Origin of the sequence: Lentilactobacillus diolivorans DSM 14421 (genome assembly GCF_001434255.1) — a bacterium.
In the GTDB taxonomy this organism is placed as follows: domain Bacteria; phylum Bacillota; class Bacilli; order Lactobacillales; family Lactobacillaceae; genus Lentilactobacillus; species Lentilactobacillus diolivorans.
The window spans coordinates 14,623-39,304 of record NZ_AZEY01000007.1; the positions used below are offsets into that span (position 1 = coordinate 14,623).

The 24,682-nt window shown below is 38.4% G+C and carries 21 protein-coding genes and 1 tRNA gene; 6 read left to right on the top strand and 16 right to left on the bottom strand.

Annotated elements, in window-relative coordinates:
• Positions 1–3: 3 nt before the first annotated feature.
• The gene (gene yycF, locus FC85_RS00435) at positions 4–723 is read right to left on the bottom strand and encodes a response regulator YycF (protein ID WP_057863608.1); all 720 of its coding nucleotides are present in this window, start codon (positions 721–723) and stop codon (positions 4–6) included.
• Positions 724–990: 267 nt separating this feature from the next.
• On the opposite strand from yycF, the gene FC85_RS00440 reads away from it, so the two are divergent.
• A tRNA-Lys gene (locus FC85_RS00440) sits at positions 991–1,063 on the top strand.
• A 152-nt stretch (positions 1,064–1,215) separates the two neighbouring features.
• On the opposite strand, the gene dnaB is transcribed toward FC85_RS00440, so the two are convergent.
• The 13 genes from dnaB to dnaA all read right to left on the bottom strand — a co-directional run bounded on the left by dnaB (position 1,216) and on the right by dnaA (position 17,364).
• Positions 1,216–2,601: a replicative DNA helicase gene (dnaB, locus tag FC85_RS00445; protein WP_057863609.1), complete on the bottom strand. Its 1,386-nt coding sequence runs from the start codon at positions 2,599–2,601 to the stop codon at positions 1,216–1,218.
• 251 nt (positions 2,602–2,852) lie between these two features.
• A complete protein-coding gene (rplI, locus tag FC85_RS00450) occupies positions 2,853–3,305 on the bottom strand; it encodes a 50S ribosomal protein L9 (RefSeq protein WP_057863610.1) in 453 nt (150 codons plus the stop codon).
• Positions 3,306–3,346: 41 nt separating this feature from the next.
• Positions 3,347–5,359: a DHH family phosphoesterase gene (locus tag FC85_RS00455; RefSeq protein ID WP_186825080.1), complete on the bottom strand. Its 2,013-nt coding sequence runs from the start codon at positions 5,357–5,359 to the stop codon at positions 3,347–3,349.
• A gap of 132 nt (positions 5,360–5,491) precedes the next feature.
• Positions 5,492–5,728: a 30S ribosomal protein S18 gene (gene rpsR / locus FC85_RS00460; protein WP_057863611.1), complete on the bottom strand. Its 237-nt coding sequence runs from the start codon at positions 5,726–5,728 to the stop codon at positions 5,492–5,494.
• Positions 5,729–5,765: 37 nt separating this feature from the next.
• The gene (gene ssb, locus FC85_RS00465) at positions 5,766–6,314 is read right to left on the bottom strand and encodes a single-stranded DNA-binding protein (protein ID WP_057863612.1); all 549 of its coding nucleotides are present in this window, start codon (positions 6,312–6,314) and stop codon (positions 5,766–5,768) included.
• A 33-nt stretch (positions 6,315–6,347) separates the two neighbouring features.
• A complete protein-coding gene (gene rpsF / locus FC85_RS00470) occupies positions 6,348–6,644 on the bottom strand; it encodes a 30S ribosomal protein S6 (RefSeq protein WP_057863613.1) in 297 nt (98 codons plus the stop codon).
• 341 nt (positions 6,645–6,985) lie between these two features.
• On the bottom strand, positions 6,986–8,095 hold the full coding sequence (locus FC85_RS00475; RefSeq protein ID WP_057863614.1) for a lactate oxidase: 1,110 nt from the start codon (positions 8,093–8,095) through the stop codon (positions 6,986–6,988).
• Positions 8,096–8,243: 148 nt separating this feature from the next.
• Positions 8,244–10,781, bottom strand: coding sequence for a DNA gyrase subunit A (gene gyrA / locus FC85_RS00480; protein ID WP_057863615.1), 2,538 nt, complete (start codon positions 10,779–10,781; stop codon positions 8,244–8,246).
• A gap of 47 nt (positions 10,782–10,828) precedes the next feature.
• On the bottom strand, positions 10,829–12,772 hold the full coding sequence (gene gyrB / locus FC85_RS00485; RefSeq protein ID WP_057863616.1) for a DNA topoisomerase (ATP-hydrolyzing) subunit B: 1,944 nt from the start codon (positions 12,770–12,772) through the stop codon (positions 10,829–10,831).
• A gap of 11 nt (positions 12,773–12,783) precedes the next feature.
• On the bottom strand, positions 12,784–13,905 hold the full coding sequence (recF, locus tag FC85_RS00490; RefSeq protein WP_057863617.1) for a DNA replication/repair protein RecF: 1,122 nt from the start codon (positions 13,903–13,905) through the stop codon (positions 12,784–12,786).
• Entirely contained in the window at positions 13,902–14,132 is a 231-nt protein-coding gene (gene yaaA, locus FC85_RS00495) for a S4 domain-containing protein YaaA (protein ID WP_186825081.1), read from the bottom strand. The genes recF and yaaA overlap by 4 nt, the downstream gene beginning before the upstream one ends.
• A gap of 546 nt (positions 14,133–14,678) precedes the next feature.
• A complete protein-coding gene (dnaN, locus tag FC85_RS00500) occupies positions 14,679–15,818 on the bottom strand; it encodes a DNA polymerase III subunit beta (protein WP_057863619.1) in 1,140 nt (379 codons plus the stop codon).
• A 190-nt stretch (positions 15,819–16,008) separates the two neighbouring features.
• A complete protein-coding gene (gene dnaA / locus FC85_RS00505; RefSeq protein WP_057863620.1) occupies positions 16,009–17,364 on the bottom strand; it encodes a chromosomal replication initiator protein DnaA in 1,356 nt (451 codons plus the stop codon).
• A 500-nt stretch (positions 17,365–17,864) separates the two neighbouring features.
• On the opposite strand from dnaA, the gene rpmH reads away from it, so the two are divergent.
• The 3 genes from rpmH to yidC all read left to right on the top strand — a co-directional run bounded on the left by rpmH (position 17,865) and on the right by yidC (position 19,259).
• Positions 17,865–17,999, top strand: coding sequence for a 50S ribosomal protein L34 (gene rpmH / locus FC85_RS00510; RefSeq protein WP_003550985.1), 135 nt, complete (start codon positions 17,865–17,867; stop codon positions 17,997–17,999).
• A 61-nt stretch (positions 18,000–18,060) separates the two neighbouring features.
• Positions 18,061–18,426: a ribonuclease P protein component gene (gene rnpA / locus FC85_RS00515; RefSeq protein ID WP_057863621.1), complete on the top strand. Its 366-nt coding sequence runs from the start codon at positions 18,061–18,063 to the stop codon at positions 18,424–18,426.
• A complete protein-coding gene (yidC, locus tag FC85_RS00520; RefSeq protein ID WP_057863622.1) occupies positions 18,423–19,259 on the top strand; it encodes a membrane protein insertase YidC in 837 nt (278 codons plus the stop codon). Before rnpA ends, yidC begins: the two co-directional genes overlap by 4 nt.
• Before the next feature lie 291 nt (positions 19,260–19,550).
• Here yidC and FC85_RS00525 read toward each other — a convergent pair whose 3' ends face one another.
• Together FC85_RS00525 and FC85_RS00530 are read right to left on the bottom strand one after the other, a co-directional pair.
• Complete coding sequence (locus FC85_RS00525) at positions 19,551–20,321, bottom strand: acetoin reductase (protein WP_057863623.1); 771 nt, start codon at positions 20,319–20,321, stop codon at positions 19,551–19,553.
• A gap of 411 nt (positions 20,322–20,732) precedes the next feature.
• Positions 20,733–21,686 (bottom strand): cation diffusion facilitator family transporter, encoded by a 954-nt coding sequence (locus FC85_RS00530; RefSeq protein ID WP_057863624.1) that lies wholly within the window; start codon positions 21,684–21,686, stop codon positions 20,733–20,735.
• A gap of 244 nt (positions 21,687–21,930) precedes the next feature.
• Here FC85_RS00530 and jag point away from each other — a divergent pair, with 244 nt between their 5' ends.
• Both jag and mnmE read left to right on the top strand, forming a co-directional pair.
• Complete coding sequence (jag, locus tag FC85_RS00535; protein WP_057863625.1) at positions 21,931–22,668, top strand: RNA-binding cell elongation regulator Jag/EloR; 738 nt, start codon at positions 21,931–21,933, stop codon at positions 22,666–22,668.
• Between the two features lie 609 nt (positions 22,669–23,277).
• A complete protein-coding gene (mnmE, locus tag FC85_RS00540) occupies positions 23,278–24,672 on the top strand; it encodes a tRNA uridine-5-carboxymethylaminomethyl(34) synthesis GTPase MnmE (RefSeq protein ID WP_057863626.1) in 1,395 nt (464 codons plus the stop codon).
• Positions 24,673–24,682: the final 10 nt, after the last annotated feature.

Consider the following 24,682-nt stretch of genomic DNA (forward strand, 5'->3'; position numbering starts at 1 on the left):
GTGCTATGCTTGATCACTTTCTGGGTTCCTTAGATAATATCCAACACCTCGTCGAGTTACTAACCAAGTTGGGTGGCTTGGACTATCCTCAACCTTTTCACGAAGTCGACGAACAGTAACGTCAACCGTTCGAACATCTCCAAAATAATCATATCCCCAAACGGTTTGCAATAAATGTTCACGGGTCATTACTTGACCAATATGTTGTGCCAAATAGTGAAGTAATTCAAATTCCCGATGCGTTAACTCAATATTTTCACCACGTTTAGAAACTGAGTAGGCTTCTGGATGAATTACCAAATCACCAATTTTGATATCTTTGTTTTCGTCATTTTCATTTGACCCGCTGTTATTAGAAGTTCCCTGGCGCCGCAGATTAGCTTTAACTCGCGCAACCAATTCACGATTTGAGAAGGGTTTAGTCACATAGTCATCAGCACCAAGCTCCAACCCCAGAACTTTATCTAACTCAGAGTCCTTGGCAGTTACCATAATGATTGGAGTGTCCTTTGTTTTTCTAACCTCTCGAGCAACCTCAAGGCCATCAATTTTAGGTAGCATCAAATCCAGAATGATGAGGTCTGGATCAACTTCTTTAACTTGTTTTAATGCTTCTTCACCATCATAAGCAACGAATACTTCGTAGCCTTCTTTGGTTAAATTAAATTTTTCAATGTCGACGATTGGTTTTTCATCGTCTACGACTAATATTTTCTTTGCCATTAACAATTCTCCTAACATGGATTTTCGTATTGTTATTTTTAAAAATGTGCACACGCCAACATGTTGCTATTATAACACAGCTGTGATTTTCTTTAAGAAATGCCCAAACTGTAAGTCTCAGCCATATTATTTTTGTATAAAATTATCTTTTTTATTAAATACGAGTCCTTTTAATTTGTGACTATGCTCCCTTCTTTCTAAAAAAACTTCAAACACAGGTTGCAAATATTTTTTCCATATGCTATTATATTTAAGTCGGTTAGTGATGGGCAGTTAGCTCAGTTGGTAGAGCAACGGACTCTTAATCCGTGGGTCCAGGGTTCGAGCCCCTGACTGCCCACTATTACATACCATTTAAATAACAATCACGCTGCTATTAAAAGCCGTGATTGTTATTTTTTTGCATAAATGACAGCAAATCAAAAGGACTGAGTAGATCTCAGTCCTTTTGTGTATCCTAACACGGTTCGTTGGCTATTTCGAATGAATCGCTTATGATGCATCCGCGTATGATATTGATGAGAATTTATTATACGATTTAACAAATAAAAGTTTAACAGTTCCCCGAGGACCTGAACGGTTTTTCTCAATAATGACTTCAACTTCACCAACGTCATTTTCGTCATCTTCACCGCCACCATCATTATCATCATTATCTGACTCGTCTTCGTCACGATAATAATCATCCCGATACAAGAAAGCAACAATGTCAGCATCCTGCTCAATTGATCCAGATTCACGAATATCGGACAAAACAGGCCGCTTATCCTGTCGTTGTTCCACACCACGTGAAAGTTGCGATAGCGCAATAACAGGGACATGAAGTTCCTTAGCCAGCTTTTTTAACTGCCGTGAAATGTCAGAAACTTCTTGTTGCCGGTTTTCTCGATTGCCACCTTCAATCAGCTGCAAGTAATCGATCACAATTAAGCCTAAATTTCCATTCTCTTTAGCTAGTCGTCGACATTTTGCTCGAATTTCAGACATCTTAATACCGGCAGTATCATCCATAAAAATGTTTGCTCGGGATAAGCTGCCCATTGCAACAACCAGGTTTTGCCATTCATCTTCACTTAACTGTCCCGTTCGCAAATGATTGGCATTAATACTACCCTCGGAACACAGCATCCGATCAACCAATGATTCGGCACTCATTTCCAAACTAAAAATGGCAACCGTTTTATCTGTTTTTGTTCCGACGTTCTGAGCCAAATTCAATGCAAATGCTGTTTTTCCAACGGCCGGTCGAGCAGCGATAATGACCAGTTCATCCTTATGAAGACCGGTGGTAATTTTATCCAACTCAGGGTAGCCGGTTGACAGTCCCGTAACGGTGTCGCCTTCCTGAGAAAGACGATCAATTTCATTAAAAGCAGAATTTAAAACATCCTTAATTGATTTAAAGCCGGATTGATTCCGATTCTCGGCAACATTCATAATGTCCCGTTCAGCATCATCCAAAACGGTTGTGACATCATCTTCAGTATTGTAACTGTTAGTCACGATGTTAGTTGCAGTTTGAATAAGACGGCGCAAAATAGCCTTGTCTTTGACGATTTTGGCATAGTAGGTCACATTGGCTGCTGTTGGTACAGAACCCGCCAACTCGGCAATATATTGCATCCCACCGACATCGTCCAAATTATTTTGATCTGTTAACAAATCAGTTATTGTCACAACATCGATAGCCTGATCCCGGTCATTTAAATCGACCATTGCTTGAAAAATAATTTGATGGGATCGCTTATAAAAATCTGTCGGATCCAAAAATTCCATTGCTTCAATGAGTGCATCCGTACTCAAAAAAATTGATCCGAGGACCGCTTTTTCAGCGTCAATATTCTGTGGCGGTAATTCATTTACAAAATCATTACTCATTTAAATTCCTCAAATTTCTATAGTGACAAATTCAATATTTTATTTTACACCAATTATCCTAATAAAAGCGAGTGATTCAAAATCGAATCACTCGCTTCTTTTCACAATGAAGTTAAATATTGCTATTTTATTTTAACCAGTTATTAAGGAAATTCCCAGCCAGATCCTCTTTCTCTGCACAAATAAGTCCTGTCTCACTGCCAGCTCAAGAAATGATTTAATTAAACTCATCATTTAATCATTGGCCCATATTACTTTTCAGAAACATGAACTCTGATCCGTGCTGTGACTTCAGAATGAAGTTTAACCGGAACATTAGTATACCCGGCTACCCGGATTGGATCAGACAATTCAATTTTACGTTTATCTAATTTAATACCAAATTGTTTATCAAGTGCCGATGCAATTTGTTTACTTGGAATCGATCCAAATAACCGGCCATCAGTCCCTGCTTTAGCTTGAAGTTCAACAACCGTCTTATCGTCTTCCAACTTGGCTTTAACTTGCTGCGCTTCTTCAACCTCTTCAACCTCACGACGTTTTTCCGCCTTTTGCTGACCCTTAAGTTGACTCATTGCAGAACGCGAAGCCTGCTTGGCTTTACCGTTCTTAATTAGGAAGTTTTGGGCATAGCCGTCGGGAACTTCTTTAACTTCGCCACGTTTACCTTTACCACGGACGTCTTCTAGAAAAATTACTTTCACAACCGATCACTCCTAATATTCTCAAAGTTATTTAAATACCTCTACTCATTATCATCGATATAGTCAATCGTTTCAAGCAATAATTGCTTAACCTCAGCAATTGACTTGTCAGCAAGTTGCGTAGCCCCACTAGATAGGTGACCACCACCACCCATTCGCTCCATAATGATTTGGACATTGATAGAACCTGTGCTACGTGCCGAAACACCAACTTTACCATCGGAACGTTTTGTAATAATAAAGGATGCATCAACGCCTGACATGGTTAACAACGAATCACAGGCTTGGGCGGCCGTTACCGGATCATAGACGCGATCCTCTTCACCCACAATCATTGCCATATCCTTGTGGAAAAATTCAACCATTGATATCAAATGATTCCGTTGTAAGTAACTATCAATATTTTCTTTCATAAATTGCTGCATTTCTATTGAATCAGCTCCGGCAGACCGTAAGTAGCTTGCGGCATCAAAGGTTCTGGTCCCCGTTCGCATTGAAAATGATTGTGTGTCAATAAAGATTCCTGTCAACATTGCCGTTGCTTCAATTCGATTAATTGGTTCTTCTTCATGTGGTTGATATTCAAACATTTCAGTAATCAGCTCACAAGTTGATGATGCATATGGTTCAATATAAACCAGCATCGGGTTCTCAGGAAATTCCTCACCACGACGATGATGATCAATAATCACCACTTTCTGATTCATTTTTTCATAAAGATCCTGTGAAATACTAATCGATGGCTTGGAATGATCCACCATAATAAGCAAACTACTATCCGTTGTCTTAGACAGTGCTTCTGAAGGCGTAATAATTGAATCACTAATTTCCGGGTATTTTTTAGTTGCTTCTAATAGTCGTTGAATATCGGAATGAACCTTTTCCTTATCCAGAACAATCCAACACTTCTTATTATTCATTTGAGCAATTCGTCGAATCCCCAAACAGGCACCAAGCGAATCCATATCCGGTCTGGTATGTCCCTGGACAAATATCTGGTCAGAGTCACTCATCAGTTCATTAAGTGCTTGTGAGATCATTCGGGCTCTAACCCGAGTTCGTTTCTCCATTGGATTGGTCTTTCCGCCGTAAAATCTAGCAGTTCCATCAAGTGATTTAACAACAACTTGATCACCACCACGACCCAAGGCTAAATCCAGATTACTTTGTGCTTGATCAGCCAAGCTGTTTAAATCATCCTCGCCATAAGCAATTCCAATACTTAACGTAAGCGGGAAGTTCTGCTTAGACGTGCTCTCACGGACAACATCCAAAATGTTAAATTTATCATTCTCAATTGCAGTTAACGATTTGGCATATGCTAGTAGAAAGAAATGATCATCGTCAATCTGCTTGAGGTACATCCCATATTTTTGTGACCATGTTGCTAATTCATTAGTCACATAATTACTTAAATTAGAAATTTCCTGATCCGTCATTGATTGCGTAATTTCATCATAATTATCTAAAAAGATCTGGCCAACTGAAATTTGTTCGTCTTTATAACGCTCCTCGAGATTAGCGTACCGGGTAATATCCAACAAATAAATGGTGTGATATTCCTTTTGAATCAACATTGTTAATTTGTGATCCCGCCAAGTAATCGTGTGAAACTCGTCAGACTCTTCATATTTCATCATTAACTGCTGCAAATCACGATCAACATCGACAATCTTTTTGCCAAGAATATTTTCATCTTTAAAATATTTAGTTAAATACGGATTGGTCCACTCGATTAAACCATCCGCATTTAAAACCATAACACCAATCGGCATTTCTAATAATGCTTCTTGCTCACCACGATGAATTCGATAAGATAAGTCGGTAATATAGCGATTAGTATCCGAACTAATCTCATTCATCATCACAATGGTGTAAATCAATCCTGCAACACTAATGACGATCAAAACAGCTGAAGCAATAATATTATATAAAAATGAGATGACAACGCCATAAATAACGATTAACGCGATAAATAACATTATTCGTCTTAACCGGCGATTATGAACAAACGGTGGTAATTCACCGTTGTCATGCGAAAACCAATTTTTCATTTTTTATCCTCTTAATCAATATGCTTAATGTTTTTATTCTAACATAAATTAAGATTTAAATTTTTCAGAAGAATTTATATCATTTCGATTGTAAATAAAAAAGCCATCTATTTTTAGATAGCTTCTTTATGATTAATCAGTAGCAACGAAAGGCATTAAGCCCATAATTCGTGCTCGTTTAATAGCGATTGTTAATTTACGTTGATTTTTAGCGCTTGTTCCGGTTACTCGACGTGGAAGAATCTTTCCACGTTCTGAAACAAATCGTCTTAACAAATCAACATCTTTATAGTCGATATATTCGATGTGGTTTGCAGCGATAAAATCAACTTTGCGACGACGACGGCCGCCACGTCTTTGTTGAGCCATAGTATTTCCTCCTCAAATTAGTATCTTTAGCCATTCATTAGAATGGTAAGTCATCGTCGGAAATGTCAATTGAATCTCCTGAATTAGCAAATGGATCGGCTGGATTATTGTTACCAGAATTCCCAGAGTTACTGGAATTTCCACCATTATTACTATTTCCAGAAGATGGATTATTTGAATTATTATCAAATGGATTATTGCCATTTCCGTTATTTTGTTGAGGAGCATTACCGTTTTGCTGATTGTTTGAGTTCCCATGTCTCGAAGACTTAGGCTCAAGCAAAGCAAAGTTTTCTACCACGACTTCAGTCACATAAACACGTTGCCCTTGTTGATTTTCATAATTTCTAGTCTGAATTCGACCATCAATTCCAACAAGAGAGCCCTTATGAACGAAGTTGGCAAAATTTTCAGCGGATTTTCGCCAGATTACGCAGTTAATGAAATCAGCCTCACGTTCCCCCTGTTGATTGGTAAAACGCCGATCAACGGCGAGAGAAAACGTGCCGACAGCGGCACCGCTTTGCGTGTAACGTAAATCAACATCGCGGGTTAGGCGACCCGTTAGAACTGCACGATTAAGCATGCTGAATTGCTCCTCTCATATTAGAATGATTAATTAGTCATCTCGAACAACGATCATATGACGTAAAATGTCGTCATTGATTTTTGATAGACGATCAAACTCGTTTAATGCTGTATCAGAATCGGTTGTCAAAGTAATAACGTGATAAACTCCTTCGTTATAACCACCAATTTCGTAAGCAAAACGGCGCTTTGACCAGTCTTTTGAATTAAGAATCTTGGCACCATTATCAGTTACGATCTTGTCGAATCGGTCAATTAAAGCTGACTTTGCTGATTCATCAATATCAGGACGAATGATGTAAGTAATTTCGTATTTCTTTTCTTCCATGATTTGCACCTCCTTATGGACTTATGGCCCTCTTCCCGAGAGCAAGGAGAGTCTCTGTTTTTACCCAGATACTCACAATGTAAAACTATACCATGCTTCACTTAAAAGATCAATATGCCTAATTATTAATTTACGTTACACTAATTATATACGCAAAAAAAGACAACTATCCATTAAAAATGGCTAAAAAATACATCAACCTTAATCTCGGAACCGGCTTTTAAGGCCCATCCCAGAATTAGGTTGACGTATTTCAATCGGCGTATCAAATTTTCACATCTATCAACTATGACTAAAAATAACCATTTATAAATAACTGATTCTTGGTCATATACGATTTGTTAATAGTTAATCCCCAACAGATTTGTTTTCTTAATATCATCAATTGTCTTGGTACCAGCCAGTTGCATAATAATTTCAAGCTCTTGGTCTAAATGCTTAAAGACTGATTGAACACCTTGTGCACCGCCAAGGGCCAAACCATAGATTGCTGGACGGCCAATTGCCACTAAATCTGCACCAGAGGCAATTGCTTTGAAGACATCGGATCCACGACGAACACCTGAATCAAAAATAACTGGTACTTTCCCATTAACGGCCTTAGCAACATCTGCTAAAACATCAAAGGAAGCTGGTCCACCATTTAATTGACGGCCACCATGATTTGAAACATAAACACCAGCTGCGCCAGCGCCAATTGCATAGAGAGCATCTTCAGGTGACTCAATCCCCTTTACAATAACTGGTAAATCTGTATAGCTGGCGATTCGTTCAACATCTTTTGGACCAATCTTTTGGGCAGCTGAAGCATAAATTTCAGCAATTCCTTTGCCTTGGCCGTTTCCTTCACTGTACTGGGTTAAGTTCGGCATTGGAATTGGGAATTGGAAATTATTAATGATATCTGCTTCACGGTAGCCATCAACAGTTGCGTCAACGGTTAAAATAATTCCCTTAACACCAGCCTTCTTAGCTTCATCAAGAAGTGACTCGTTAAAAGTCCAATCTTTACTCATATACAGCTGGAAGAACTGAGGGGCGCCATCACCAGCAGCCGCTGTATCAGAAATTGAAGTTGATGAGTAAGTACTTTGCGCCATTAAACCACCTACAGCAGCCACTCCCTTCGCAGTATCAACTTCGCCTTTAGCATGAGCCAATCCCTGTGCAGCGGTTGGTGCCATCATGACTGGCGTCTTTAGCGGAAAGCCAAAAACAGTCGTATCCAATACGGGTTTCTCAATATTGCTTAAAGCCCGTGGCACAATCTGCTTATGCGTAAATGCCTTTCGATTAGCGCGAAGTGTCCATTCATCCTCAGAACCACCAGATATGTAACCAAAACCACCAGTCGGAATAATTTCCTTTGCCTGTTGTTCAAGCTCAGGCAAGTTTAAAATATTTAGTTTCTTTTCGTTTTCACTTTGTTTATAACCATTAACAACTGCCATTTATATATACCTCCAATGTATAACTATCTTAATTAACAAATTCAGTCTATCACTTACAAAAAGTAAGTCAAAAGATTAGCTTCTTTCTCCACACAAAAAAGGATTCCAAACACTCAAATTTGAGTGACTAGAATCCCTAATTAATTGCTTAATTTTCATCCTTTTCGTCTGAATCTTGATTGTTACTTGCTTGATCATCGGCAGAATCGTCAGTATCTTCCTGCTTTTCAACCTTTGCCATTGTTGCTACTTTAGCATCATCATCCATTCGGATTAAATGAACACCTAATGTAGCTCGTCCAGTCTGAGAAACATCCTCAATTGCAAAACGAATCATAACACCCTTATTGGTAATTAGCATAATATCTTCTTTGCCGCTAACAGTTGTTAAACCAGCAAGTGGTCCATTTTTTTCAGTAATATTGGCAGTTTTAATACCTTTTCCACCGCGACCCTTGATTGGGTATTCACCAGCTGAAGTTCGTTTACCATAACCATTTTCTGAAATGATAAAGACTTCGCTGTCAGGATTCAAGGTATCCGAACCAACCACGTAATCATTTTCACGAAGTCGAACACCTCGAACACCTGTGGCAGAACGGCCCATCGAGCGAACATCGGATGCTTTAAAACTAACGGCATAACCACGATGTGTTCCGATAATAATGTTTTGATCCTGATCCACAATCAAAACATTCATAACTTGGTCGTCATCCTTAAGATGAATTGCTTTTAATCCATTACTACGAATATTTGCAAATTCTGAAACCGACGTCCGTTTTACGGTCCCCAGCAAGGTGACAAAGAAAAGATCTTTTTCAATATCATGTTTACGATCTGAAATGTTAATAACTGCTTCGATCTTCTCGCCAGAATTAATATTCAGCAGATTGACGATCGGAATTCCTTTAGCTGAACGTCCATATTCTGGAATCTCATACCCCTTCATCCGATAAACTTTTCCAGCATCGGTAAAGAACAGCAGAACATCATGTGTTGAAGTAGAAACCAAATGTTCCACAAAGTCGTCATTATGGACACCCATGCCTTGAACACCACGGCCACCACGATTTTGAGCTTTAAATTCAGTTGTTGGAAGTCGTTTAATATAACCATTGTGGGTTAATGAAACAATAACGTCTTCTTCCTCAATTAAGTCTTCATCCTCAAGACTGAGAACTTCACCAACCAAAAGTTCGGTTCGGCGTTTATCACCAAATTTATTTTGAATTTCAAGCAATTCTTGATAAATAATCTGGTTAATTCGCTCACGACTAGCTAAAATTGCCTTATATTCAGCAATATCTTTCATTAACTGAGCATATTCTTTATCAATTTTCTCACGTTCCAAACCGGTTAAACGCACTAATCGCATATCAAGAATAGCTTGGGCTTGTTTACCATCCAAACCAAAGCCTTCAATCAATTGATTTTTGGCAACTTCACCAGTTTGAGAACCACGAATGATTTTAATAATTTCATCAATATGATCAAGTGCAATTCTCAAGCCTTCAAGAATATGAGCCCGTGCCTGAGCCTTCTTCAGCTCGTATGCAGTTCGGCGTTTAATGACTTGGACTTGGTGTTCCAAGTAATAATGCAAAATCTCTTTCAAGCTAAGAATCTTAGGTGTTCCGTCAACAATCGCCAACATGTTAAAACTAAATGATGTTTGCATAAAAGTTAGTTTATACAGATTGTTTAAAATGACTTCAGCACTTGCATCACGACGGACATCAATAACAACCCGCATTCCTTCACGATCAGATTCATCATTAATATCAGTAATACCTTCGATTCGTTTGTCACGGGCCAGTTCAGCAATCCGTTCAATTAATTTGGCCTTGTTGACCATGTACGGCAACTCTGTGGCAATAATTTTCTGTTTGCCAGTAGCTTCGCCTTCAATTTCAACTTTGGCTCGAACAATAATGGTCCCCTTACCAGTCTGATAGGCTTTTCGAATTCCTGATTTTCCCATCACAACCCCGCCTGTTGGAAAATCAGGGCCTGGTAAGACTTCCATCAAATCAGCTGTGGTTGCTTCCGGATTATCCATTAAAACATGGATGGCACTGATAACTTCAGATAAATTATGTGGTGGAATGTTAGTTGCCATCCCAACAGCAATCCCAGATGCACCATTTACTAATAAATTAGGAAATCGAGCTGGTAGAACACTAGGTTCTCTCTCTGTACCATCATAGTTGGGAACAAAATCAATCGTATCTTTATTGATGTCTCGCAACATTTCCATTGCAATTTTACTGAGACGAGCTTCGGTATAACGCATCGCAGCCGCACCATCCCCATCGACGGAACCAAAGTTTCCATGACCATCGACTAACATATAACGATAGCTAAAATCTTGTGCCATTCGAACCATCGATTCATAAACCGCGGTGTCACCGTGGGGATGATATTTTCCTAAAACGTCGCCAACAATTCTAGCGGATTTCTTATACGGCTTATCCGGCGTAACGCCCAACTCATGCATATCATACAAGATTCGACGGTGAACCGGCTTCAAGCCATCGCGGACGTCAGGCAAAGCTCGTGCAACAATAACGCTCATTGCATAATCTAAAAATGATGTCCGCATTTTTTTTGATAGGTCAACATTTGTAATTCGACCTGAATAGTCTCCATTTTGGTTATTTTCGTTGGCCAAACTATTTACCTCCATTCATGACTTGCCAAAAGTCTAATGATGTTTCATGTGAAACACAAAAACTAAACATCCAGATTTTCAACAAATGTGGCATTGTTCTCAATAAATTCACGACGAGGTTCGACTTTGTCACCCATCAGCATCGAGAATACTCGATTAGCTTCAGCAGCATCTGAGGATTCAACCCGCAATAAATGACGGTTTTCAGGATTCATAGTCGTATCCCATAACTGTTCAGCATCCATTTCACCAAGTCCCTTGTACCGTTGAATAACGGGCTTAGGCGATGGTTGTAAAGTCCCAAGGAATTGATTCAAGTCGTCATCCGAATCAATATATCGTTGCATCTTACCCTGACGGACTTGATACAAAGGTGGTTGGGCAACGTAAACATAACCGGCATCAATTAGTGGTCGCATATACCGATAAATTAACGTCAACAATAGCGTTTGGATGTGAGCACCATCGACATCGGCATCGGTCATGATAATCAATTTGTGATAATTAATTTTCGATAAATCGAAGTCATCACCAAATCCCGTTCCCATGGCAGTAAATAATGAACGGATTTCTTCATTAGCTAGGATTCGATCCATACTGGCTTTTTCAACGTTTAAAATTTTTCCTCGAATGGGCAGGATAGCCTGAGTAAGTCGAGATCGTCCTTGTTTAGCTGACCCACCAGCAGAATCTCCCTCGACGATAAAGAGTTCAGATATTTTAGGATCCTTACTTGTATTATCAGCCAACTTCCCAGGAAGATTACTGATTTCCAATCCACTCTTTTTCCGAGTAACTTCACGAGCACGTTTAGCTGCCGAACGCGCCTTTGAAGCAAGCAAACCACGATCAACGATTTTTCGGGCTAATTTTGGGTTTTCCATCAAGAACTTTGAAAAATGATCACTAAACACCCGATCAGTGACGGTTCTTGCATCAGAATTTCCAAGTTTGGTCTTCGTTTGACCTTCAAATTGTGGATCGGGATGTTTGATACTAACAACTGCAGTCGTTCCTTCACGAACATCTTCACCAGAGAGGTTGGCTTCATTATCCTTAAGTAACTTATTTTTACGGGCGTAATCATTTACAACTCGTGTTAGTGCCCGTTTGAATCCTTCCTCATGAGTTCCACCTTCGTAAGTATGAATATTGTTGGTAAAAGTCATCAATGTATTGTGGTAATCTTCCGTATAATCAATCGAGACTTCAACGGTTATCCCATTCATGATTCCTTCAACGTAGATCGGTTCATCTAATAAAGTGTCCTTGTCTCGATCAAGATATTCAACATAATGCCGAATACCTCCCTCGTAAAGAAAATCCTTTTCAGTTGGTTTCTCTGGTCGCAAATCACGAATAACGATTCTCAGACCCTTATTTAAGAAAGCTAATTCTCTGAGCCGAGCCGTTAAAACTTTGATGTCGAAAGTTGTCGTTTCACGAAAAATATCAGGATCCGGTAAGAAATGAACTTTTGTTCCATGAAGGTCATCCGAAACATGATCCACAACCTTCATTTTAGTAGTAACATGACCTCGCGAAAAGTCCATGTAGTAAACTTTTCCATCTCGAGTAACTGATACATCCAGTTCCGTTGAAAGTGCATTAACAACTGATGCACCAACACCATGAAGACCACCAGAAACTTTGTAACCGCCACCGCCAAATTTACCGCCAGCATGCAAAATTGTGAATACGGTTTCTAGTGCTGATTTACCCGTCTTTTTTTGAACGTCAACTGGAATTCCACGACCATCATCAGTAACTGTAATGCTATTATCCTTCTCAACGGTTACCGTGATTTTACTAGCAAAACCAGCAAGGGCTTCATCGATTCCGTTATCAACAATTTCCCATACTAAATGGTGAAGTCCTTGCGAACTCGTTGTGCCAATATACATCCCAGGACGCTTACGAACAGCTTCGAGTCCTTCAAGAACTTGAATTTGACTCGCGTCGTATTCATGAGCTAATTCTTTTTTAGTTTCTTTTTCGTCAGCCATTTGTATGTCTCCTAACTATTTTCCAAATCAACTGTGCCATCTTTTATCTTAAAAATTCGTGGATTTGTCAGCAACTCCTGCTGCACACCGCTTAAACTAGTGGTGGTTAAAAAGGTCTGAACTTTATCTTGAATTGCTGTCAAAAGGTGAGTCTGTCGAAAATCATCCAATTCAGACAGAACATCATCCAGCAATAGAATTGGATATTCGTCAGTCTGTTCTTTCATTAAATCGATTTCAGCTAACTTTACCGACAACGCTGTTGTCCTCTGTTGACCCTGTGAACCAAAGGATTGAACTTCCTTACCGTTAATAACAAAGTGGAGATCATCACGATGTGGGCCAATCAAAGTTGTTGCTCGAAATATTTCTTTATCTTTTATTTCAGTGAACTGCTTCAAAAGGTTTTGATAAATTAACTCTACGGACCCTAGCTGCTCTTTGGAAACAACAGTTTTGTATTCAAAAGTAAGCTTTTCTTTTCCTTGAGAGATTTCAGTGTGAATTATTCTGGCGAAATTTTCTAACTTTTTAAGTAGTTGTAATCGCTGAAAAATAATTTCCGCACCATAAGCTGACAACTGATCTGATAGAACGTCTAAGTACACTCGATCAGATTGTCTTTTCTGATGTAAATCTCGCAAATAGCGATTACGTTGTTTTAGTATTTTTCGATATTGGGCAGAATTATACAAATAACGATTGCTCATTTGACCAAATTCCATGTCCATAAATCGACGCCGAACTTGAGGAGACCCCTTAACAATTGACAAATCTTCCGGTGCGAACAAAATAACATTTAGTTGACCAATATAAGTGGATAACTTTGCTTGTTCTAAGTGATTAACTCTGGCCCGCTTTCCTTTAGGGCCCAAATCCAGTTCAATGGGAACATTTCCTAAGCGCTTTTGTAAAACACCTTTAATTTGAGCAGTTTGGCTATTCCAATTAATGAGTTCCTTCTCGTTATTTGTGCGATGACTACGGGTCAATGCCAAAACATAAATCGCTTCAAGCAAGTTGGTTTTTCCTTGGGCATTTTCACCCAGTAATACATTAATACCATCTGAAAATTTAAGCGTTTGATTTACATAATTACGAAAATTATGAATTTCAATTGCCGTTAATTTCATTCAGATTCCTGCTTTGAGCGAATAAAAAATAAGCCAACATCAGGAATCTCAACTTTATCACCATCGGATAACTTTCGACCACGGCGATTGTCAGGTTCATTATTGACATTAACTGCAGTTTCTTTTAAATACCATTTAGCTTGACCACCACTACTTATAATGGCTTCCTCTTTCAATAATTGTCCAAGAGTAATATAAGGCCCATCAATGAAAATCTCTTTTTTCACAATTTCACCCACCTTTTTTACATAGTATAATTATACCTCTTTATTTACTAAAAGTACATGTTTATAGCGATTCTCAAGCATTCTGAGCGGGTTTTGGCATTTTTGATATTTTTACCTTATGAGAGTAAAAAGCGCTAAAAAGTACGTATATGGACAATAAATGATCTTTTAAGCTTTTTTTAAGCAGTTGGCAGAATATTTTTAACAACCTTGATGTTTGTGAAAACAGGATAAAAACATTTTCCAAATTATCTTGGCTTCCAATTAATGGTACAAATAAAACAACCATTTCCAAAATAAACACCTGGATTAAGTAAATAGCCCTTTTTATCTAAAACTTTCCATACATAAAGTAATCGTAAAGTAAGTTGTCTGAATATTATCTGTTGGGTAATTTAAGGACATAACTAAGAGTTGTCTTTAAATCATTGGTTAATTTCCTTATAATTGCACGCTTATTAAAAGAGGCTGAACAAAATAAAATTTGCTCAGCCTCTTTGTAGGTTTAATAATGTTCTACAACATATCTAAAGTAACAGGGGATCTTTAAAATGTCCTAATTGGTGTAATTAATTGAATAAAACTCTCACTTTCTTCGGTTGGAGTCAATGTAAACGGCCGCAATGACGACGTAAAATCAATATTAATGGTTGCCTGGCCAAACGATCTGAGCGCATCTTTCATGTAATCAGGATTGAAAGAAATCTCAAGTTCGTTTCCTTCGACGGTTTTTGGTTCAAGATCTTCCTCGACATTCCCAACATCTGGAGAGTTTCCATAGATGGTAACAGATTTTTTATCTGGATCTACTGTAATCTTAACAACATTATTTCTTGATTCATGGGATAGCAAAGATGCCCGTTCGATTGCTGCTAAGAGATCAGGTGAATCAAAAGCAACTTGCGTGTCATGAGAATCAGGAATTAATCTTGTTGTGTCGGGATAGTTTCCTTCCAAAAGCCGAGAATAGAATAAAGTATTACCAATTACAAAAAGTGCCTGATTTTCAGTAACTGATAAAGTAACTTCAGTTTTAACATCGTCTATCATTCGAGAAAGCTCGATTAAGCTTTTACCTGGAATAACGAAATTATAAGTGCCATTGATTGGATTTTCCAAGGTTACTTTACGTTGGCTTAATCGGTGACTATCTGTGGCAACAGCCAGCAAGTTATTTTCAGAAAGGACAAAATGAACCCCAGTTAGAATTGGCCGACTTTCTTGACTTGAAACTGCAACAACGGTTTGACTAATAATTTGCTTAAATAGATCTCCTGCCAATGGAATGGTATCCGTGGTTTGAATTTCTGGAAGATGTGGATAATTATTAGCATCTAATCCATTAATGGTAAAGGACGATTGACCAGAAGTAATTAATGTTTGAAAATTTTCGCCAACTTCTAAAGTAATCGTATCTTCAGGTAATTTTTTAATAATATCAGTAAAAAATCGGGCTGGTAGGACAATTGCGCCTTCTGATTGAATAACCAACATATTATCTGGATCATCAGATCTTATTGTTGTTTCAATGGAAATGTCAGCGTCGCTTCCTGTTAAAACGATACCGGTTTCATTAGCAACTAATTTAAGTCCTGTCAAAATTGGAATTGTTGTTTTTGTAGAAATAGCTCTTGCTACTGTATTTAATCCTTTTGTAAATGCTGTGCGACCAATTGAAAATTTCATGCGTTAAATCTACCTCCCAGAGAGTGGTGAATTATTTTATTTAATTAATAGAAAAACAGAAGTAATAGTAGGGCATGTGGATATGTGGATAACTGAAAAGATACTGGCAATTAGCAGTTATCAACTTGTGGATAAGTCTGTGCATAACTTATTACTTCTCTGTTGAATTATCCACAACCAATTATACCATTTAGTTTAGCTCACTTTTGATATCCGCAATTTCTTTTCTAATATCAATATCGATTTTGATGATTTCGGAAATTTTATCGCAAGCATGGATAACGGTTGTATGATCTTTTCCACCAAATTCTTTACCGATTTTTGGTAGTGAGTTGTTTGTCATTTCACGTGAAAGATACATTGCAATCTGTCTTGGAACAACGATGGACTTCATCCGTTTTTTTCCTTTAAGATCAGTTATTGAGACATGAAAATAACTAGCAACTTTATTTTGGATATCAACAATTGATAGTTCACGGCTTGTCTTGGTTAGTTTTAGACCGCGCAATGCTTCGTAAACCAGGTCAGTTGTTATTGGTTCATTTTTAAGTTTCGAATATGCTTGAACTCGTGATAAAGCACCTTCAAGTTCTCTAACGTTAGAGTCAATTTGCCCAGCAATGTAGGCTAACGTATCATTTGGAATAACTAAATTGTCCAATTTTGCTTTGTTTTTGAGAATGGCAATTCTGGTTTCAAGATCCGGTGGTGTAATATCAACCGGTAATCCCCAGGCAAACCGAGAAACCAATCGTTCCTGCAGCTTTGGAATTTCCTGTGGGACACGGTCGGAAGTTAAAACAATTTGTTTATCATTATTGTAGAGATCGTTAAAAGTATGGAAGAATTCTTCCTGGGTTCCTTCTTTTTGCGCAAAAAATTGAATATCGTCGACCATTAAAATGTCAACGTTACGATATTCTCGACGAAATTCCTCGGTTCGATTTGTTTGAATAGCATTAATAAAATCGTTAGTAAAGGCTTCACTAGTAACATATTTTACGTTTGTTTCCGGATGATCCTCTAATCGTTTATTACCAATGGCTTGCATCAAATGAGTTTTTCCAAGTCCAACACCACCGTAAAAGAATAATGGATTGTAAAGTTTTCCGGGTTCTTCAGATACGATAAGTGCTGCAGCGTGCGCCATTTGGTTTCCTTTGCCGATAATAAAATTATCGAAAGTATAGTTGGGATTTAAATGAGTTTCTTTACTAAAGGAAAACTCTTCATCCGGCTCAGGCTCGTTAGCGTCATCTGTAGGTTCTGACTCTAATTCTGTTTCTTCTTTTTTGACATCGGAATCCAAAATAAATTTTGGTTCGATATTACCCTTAGTAATAACAAAGGCATATTCGATGAGATTTGGAGCCAGTTGTTCTTTCCAATAATCCCGATGCAATTCAGAAGGTAAAGATAAAGTAAGTGTGGATCCATCGAAGCTAATGGGTGTCACTGGTTTTATCCATGTATCGTAAGTAAGGTCGGTTGTGTTCTCTCGAAATTGTTCACTTAGTTTTTGCCACAATGAATCCTTATCAAGCACTTTGAAATTCCCCCCTGATTTTTAGTCGTTTTATGAAATGCAAATTAATTCTAGCATTCTCAATAAAAGTTTTCCACAGGCAAAACAAGCCTGTGCATAATTGTTTCACAGTTGTAGACAGTTGGGATAACTCTTCTGTGGATAAGTGGAAAAACAAAAGTTTAATTCAAGGAATTCACAGCGCTCTGTGGATAACTAAACGTTGTGTTAACAGGGCTTATCAAAATAAAATTAAAACTGTCCACAAGCTGTGGATAACTTTAAGAACATTCTGTTTCTTTGTGGATAACCTTGTGCAAATCAAGAAAATGATGTCTCGTAAATGACGGAGTTATCCACACCTTTTGTTCATGAAACAAATTTTATATTTTTTTAAGTTGCTTAACTATAAAAAATGGTATTTCATTAATAGGAGTTTTATGTTAATATATTTGGGAAATGCATTTGAACATATTAATAAATGCTTAAACGCGACTTAAAAGAGTAAGGAGGATTTTTTTATGAAAAGAACATATCAACCAAAGAAGCGTCATCGCGCTCGCGTTCATGGCTTCCGTAAACGAATGAGTACCAGTAATGGTCGTAAAGTGTTAGCACGCCGACGTCAAAAAGGTAGAAAAGTATTGTCTGCATAGACCACTGACCATTCAGTGGTCTTTTTCATTATTTTTAAACAGAAATATGTGGAGATGAATCATGCGAAAATCGTATCGTGTAAAAAAAGAGTCCGAATTTCAAAAAGTGTTTGAAACTCACAACTCCGTTGCAAATCGTCAATTTGTTGTCTATTCGTTGGACAAGCCTAATCAATTACATTTTCGCGTCGGGATTTCCGTTGGAAAAAAGATTGGCAATGCAGTACATAGAAATTGGGTCAAACGTCGAATTCGTCAGGCAATACTAGAATTGAAGCCGGATTTGCGCCAAGACGTTGATTTTATTGTAATAGCGCGTCCATCAACGGATCAAATGTCGATGCAAGATATCAAATCCAGCTTGATTCACGTATTTAAGTTAGCAAAACTGATCGATTCCAATTATGATAGTGGGGAAAAACGTTGAAAAAGAAAATAAGAAAAATAATGGTATTGCTATCTTTGGTCAGTCTAACGGTAGTACTCTCCGCATGTAGCAATACGCCAATTACTGAACATAGCAAGGGAATTTGGGATGGTTGGGTTGTCCTTAACTTCTCACGAGCAATTATTTGGTTATCTAAATTCTTTAGTGATAACTATGGAATGGGAATTATCATATTCACGATTCTTGTCCGAATTGTGATTTTACCATTGATGATTTATCAAACGCGAAGCATGAGAAAAACTCAAGAAGTTCAACCGCAGTTAAAGGCATTGCAAAAGAAGTATTCGTCTAGAGATGCTGAAACAATGCAAAAGCTGCAGGCTGAACAGAAAAAATTATATGCCGAAGCGGGAATTAACCCAATCGCAGGTTGTTTACCATTAATTGTTCAAATGCCAATCCTATTTGCTTTGTATCAAGCAATCTGGCGAACTGATATTTTAAGAAGTGGCACTTTCTTCTGGCTGCAACTTGGCCATCCGGATCCAATCTTCATTTTGCCAATCTTGGCTGCGCTGTTTACGTTTATTTCTTCTTGGCTAGCAATGAAAGGCCAACCTGAATCAAATTCCATGACAACGATGATGACGATTGGAATGCCAATCTTTATTCTAATTATGGCCGTAAGTCTTCCTTCAGCCTTATCATTGTACTGGGTGGTTACCAACGCTTTCCAAGTTGGTCAGACACTGGTTATTCAAAATCCTTGGAAGATTCGTCGTGAACGTGAACGAAAACAAAAAGCCGAACGTAATCGTAAACGAGCTGTTCAAAAGGCAATTCGTAAAGCAAAACGTAGTAAGCGAAAATAATAAAAAATAAAAAGGGCGGGGCCGAGACAAAAGTAATTTTGTCCGGCCCCGCTTTTTGTAATCATGACTATTACCAAGCAAAAACGTGAGACAAAAGCCCTTCCTGCCATACATCCAGATTATCCCAATATTCAAGCCCTGAATATTGGGATAATCCAATTATACTCTGGAAGCTAATCGCCTTTTATCTCACTCTGATCCTTTGATTTTGTTGAACTTGGCTTAAATGTTTTAAGAAGTAACTGTGATCTAAATGTTTATTATAAATTAAAAGGACAAGAGATTATCTTTTTATTGATACCTCATGCCACCATCAACTAAGATAGATTGTCCTGTAATGTAGGCGGCTGCTGGTGATGCAAACCATGCTACCACCTCTGCCACGTCAGCTGGGGTGGCTTCACGCCCTAACGTAATTTCGCTGAGGACATTTTTTTGCTGTTCCGAAATAGAAATATGGCGGATCTCCGCGGTTCGTTTATCGATACCATCTCGTAGTGGGGTTCGAACAACCCCTGGGTCGTAAGCATTGACAGTAACCTTATCTGCTGCTAATTCCTTGGATGCAGCTTGAGTTAGACCTCGAATACCGAATTTAGAGGCAGAATAAGCACTTTGAAGTGCAGATGCTTCAATACCAGCCAATGAGGCTGCATTGATAATTCGACCACCTTTACCTTGTTTTTTAAATTGCTGAGCAGCCGCTTGGATTCCCCAGTAGGTACCAAGAAGATTAACATCAAGTAACCGACGAATTTTATCAGGAGTCGAGTCAACGATGGTATCGATAAATGCCACGCCGGCGTTATTAACAAAAACGGCGAGGGTACCTAAATCATTGACTGCTGATTTTACTAAGTTGAACATATCTTCCCGATTGGCAACATCCAATTGATAACTCTTTGCTGAGTAGCCTGCTAACTTCAAATCTTTGGCAACCTGGGCTGCTGTATCGGAATTAATGTCTGCGACAGCGATTGAATAACCGTCTTTGGCCAAACGTTGCGCAATTCCTTTTCCAATTCCCTGTCCTGCCCCTGTAATAATTGCTAATTTTGACATATAATCACTCCATTTTCATATATTCACTAAAAATTAGGATACAAAAAACGCCTCTGTGGTAACTAGCAGAAGCGTTTTTTCGCGGTACCATTCTGGATTTGCTTGTTGATTACGCAACAAGCCTTATCAACCATTTTAAATCTTTCTCAATAAAGTGGTGTGTCTGGTAACGGAGACCATTCCGTTTGATGTTCGTGGACGTCATTTACACCAACCAATTATCGGCCATCTTCATTTGTTGCCAGCTTCGACTTGCATCAACCGTCGATTCTCTGCAGGTGGCCGCAAATTACTCACCGAATCATTTTGTTTTACGAACTAACTTATTGGCCAAAATATAGCAGTGATTGGAAACCTTGTCAAGAAGCCCTAATCGGATTTGAAAGTTTTTAAATTGAATCCCTTTATTGTCTAGTCAACTTTTGACGGATCATTTCTTAGACTTACCGGGTAAGCCATTACGTCCGCATCCAGAATATCGTATTGGGTCATTAAGACGCTTTCGACCTTTTCGCCAATCGAGTAGGCGGTTTGCAGTTCTGTATCATCCGCGAGATAGATACCAATTTTCATCACAATTTGATCGCCGAGCCAGCGTGGCTCAATTCCCTGGACCCCTAAAACACCCGGAATCGCATTGATTGTCTTACTGTACTCATTAATGACGCCGGGATTAAACCCTTCGGTAAGTCTCATAATGGTTGTTCTAAAAATCGAAATTGCGGCATGTAAAATTAAAATACCAACGGCAATGGTAGCAACGCCATCCAGCCATTGGGCGCCAAGAAAAGCACCACCAATGGACAGAAATGTTCCAAAACTGGTCCAAGCATCACTCTTTAAATCTTGACCAGAAGCAATTAATGCTTGATTTTTTAACTGAGCACCCCTGACACGATTAAATCTGGCAAGCACCGAAATAACTAAGGCCGAAGCCAGACTCACACCCAGAGACCACCCGTTTGGAACAACGTGGTGACCAGACAAGAATCGGTTCACTGCGAAAACACCATCAACCAGAATTTGGATACTAACAGCAAACATAATAGTTGCTGACAAGAAAGCGGCAATATTTTCATACTGCCAATGTCCCAAGACATGGTTGGAGTCCGGTGGTTTTCTTGAAATCTTTAAGCCCGCAATTAAGATAGCTGCCCCACAAACACCGGTCAGATTATTCAGCCCATCGGCAATTAAAACAGTAATGCTGTTCCAATAACCAATGATTAATTCAGCAGTCATAATAACGGCATAGGTACCTAAGTTTGCAAGGGTAATTTTCTGAGCTTCCTGTAGTTTATTTAAGCGATGCTGACGGTCGACTTGGATGTTCCTACCAGCATCATACTGGTTAGTATTTGCCAATCTGACACTCCCTAAAACGAAAACTAGAATCTAAATTCTAAAGAGACTTTATTACCCAAATGATCCAGAAGGGGGTTTAATGTCAATTATATCGTATTAGTGAAGTTTTGGTTAAATGAAGATTGCAAACATCACATTAATCTTTCAAGTTTCCGATTAGTTTGCGTTTTTTACCGGAAACCATTTATTAAGTTAATAATTTATGCTATCATAAATCAGTTAAATTAATTAAAGGGAGTTTATTATGACAATTTACTCTGGAAAAACCATCCAAGACGCAGTAGAACAATCCCTAGCTGATTTATCACTCACACAGGACCAAGTTGAAGTTAAAATCCTCCAACAGCCAAGACATGGCTTCTTTGGTATCGGTCGCAAACTAGCTAAGGTTGACGTTAAAAAGAAAAAGAACACAAACCAGAATCAAACGATCACAAATCAAAAACTAACTGAAGCAAAAAGTAACACTACTAATCTGTCTCGTCCTGATCAGGCAGATAATGATGTTACTAAAAAAGCCGTTGATCTCGAAAACATTTCTCAACAATTAGCCAATTATCTAAATGATGTGCTTGAAGCAATGGGATTTTCGTTTAAACTCAAATTAGATATGCGCAGTAAACATGCGATCTATATTGATATTAGCACTGACCAGGAAAGCCGTCTTATTGGGCGCCATGGCCGAACCATTAATGCACTTCAGAATCTATCCCAAATTTTTATCAACCGATTGGGGGCTAATAATGTTAATGTTGAATTGGACACCGCGAACTATCGGGCCCGAAGAAGTGAGTCGCTAGAGCAGTTGGCGGAAAAGACAGCTCGTGATGCGATCGCCAATGGAAAACCAATTTACTTAAACCCAATGCCTTCATTTGAGCGCAAACAGATCCACAATACGCTCGCGGATAATGAGTACGTTATTACGTATTCAACGGGTAAGGAACCACATCGAGTGATCGTTGTGGCACCTAAGCAGTAACTTTAATTCAAAATTGTTTTGGATTAAGTGGATCCAATATATTTAAGTCAGAAATAAAATAGCCAATTGACTGATTTGGTTGGATTAGTTCCTTGTTAAATTGATAAGGTGTTCTGGCAGCGTCCTTTGCGATTGCTTCCGAAATAAAATACAGTTTATGGCAATGACTATTAATTAATATAAATGACGATAACCGCCTTATTTAGGGTGGCTTTCAAGGGATTGACTATTAAAAATAGCATACTCTTTTTGATGTGGCCTGATTATGGCAATTTTAAGGCTAAGGGAGCGTTTTTGGAATCACGATTTCCTATGAATGGCTAAGGAGACGTCTTTTTGTTGCGAATTTTTTATTTGACGTAATTTGTCTTTAACAAATAAGTTGCGTCATTTTATTTTTAGATGACTTCTCTTAATTTTGGATTGACAAATGAGCGTCTTTAAAATATCATAAAGGTAATCATTCTTATCTTAACTAGGTAAAGTAGTCAAAGTGCTTTATCCATGCTAGATTTTTCTAGCGTGGAGTGGGCACTTTTTTTGTGCACTAATATACAAAATGTGTTTTAATATTGTCTGTTGTATTTTTATGTGGGAGGAAGCTTAGTCATGGTTTTAACAACAACAGAATTTGATACGATTGCAGCTATTTCAACACCACCTGGTGAGGGCGGTATTTCAATTGTCCGCATTAGTGGTGAGGAAGCAGTTGATGTTGCTAAGAAAATTTATCGTGGTAAGAACCTTGATAAGGTTGCCAGCAATACCATCAATTATGGTCATATTGTAGATCCCTCGACAGATGAAGAAATTGACGAAGTGATGCTTTCAGTCATGAGAGCGCCACATACTTACACTAAAGAAGATATTATCGAAATTAATTGTCACGGCGGCATTGTTGCAACTAATCGAATCTTACAATTGGTGCTGAGCAACGGTGCGCGAATGGCAGAACCTGGAGAGTTTACAAAACGAGCCTTTTTGAATGGTCGGATTGATTTATCACAATCTGAGGCGGTAATGGATTTGATTGAGGCTAAAACTGATCGTTCAATGCAGGCTGCTATTAGTCAACTGGATGGAAACTTATCTCATCTCATTAAGCATTTGCGAAAAGATATTTTGGATGTTTTGGCACAAGTTGAAGTGAACATTGATTATCCTGAATATGATGATGTTGAGACAATGACCAGTAACTTGTTGCGGGAAAAAGCTAACGACGTTCATAGTCGAATTGTCCAACTTTTGGCAACTGCAAAACAAGGTAAAATTTTGCGTGATGGTCTTGCTACGTCAATTATTGGTCGTCCCAATGTGGGAAAGTCCAGTCTTTTAAATAATTTGCTTCACGAAGATAAGGCAATTGTGACTGATGTCCCTGGGACAACCAGAGATGTTTTGGAAGAGTACGTTAATGTGCGTGGTGTTCCATTAAAGTTGGTGGACACAGCCGGAATTCGAGATACAACCGATAAAGTTGAAAAAATTGGTGTTGATCGATCACGAAAGGCGATTAACAGTGCTGATCTTGTCTTACTAGTTTTAAATGCGAGTGAGCCATTAACGGATGAGGACAAAGAATTACTTGCTGCGACAAAAGCTAAACAGCGAATCATCGTTTTAAATAAGACTGATTTACCAAATAAAGTTGATTTAGGCGAAATTAAGCGTCTTGCAAAGTCAAAAAATGTTATTTCAACTTCGGCGATAAAAGCGAATGGTCTTACTCACCTCGAATCCTTAATTGCAGAAATGTTTTTTAATGAAGGGATCGAAAGTAGTCAGAATGATGTCATGGTGACTAATGCCCGGCATATCGGCTTACTTAATCAGGCCAAAAGCGCATTGGAAGATGTTCTTAAAGGCTTGGATGAAGGGATGCCGGTTGATTTGGTTCAAATTGATATGACGCGTTGTTGGGATTTTCTTGGTGAAATTACTGGTGATAGTTATCAAGATGAACTAATTGATCAACTATTTAGTCAATTTTGTTTAGGAAAATAGTTTGTTTCAT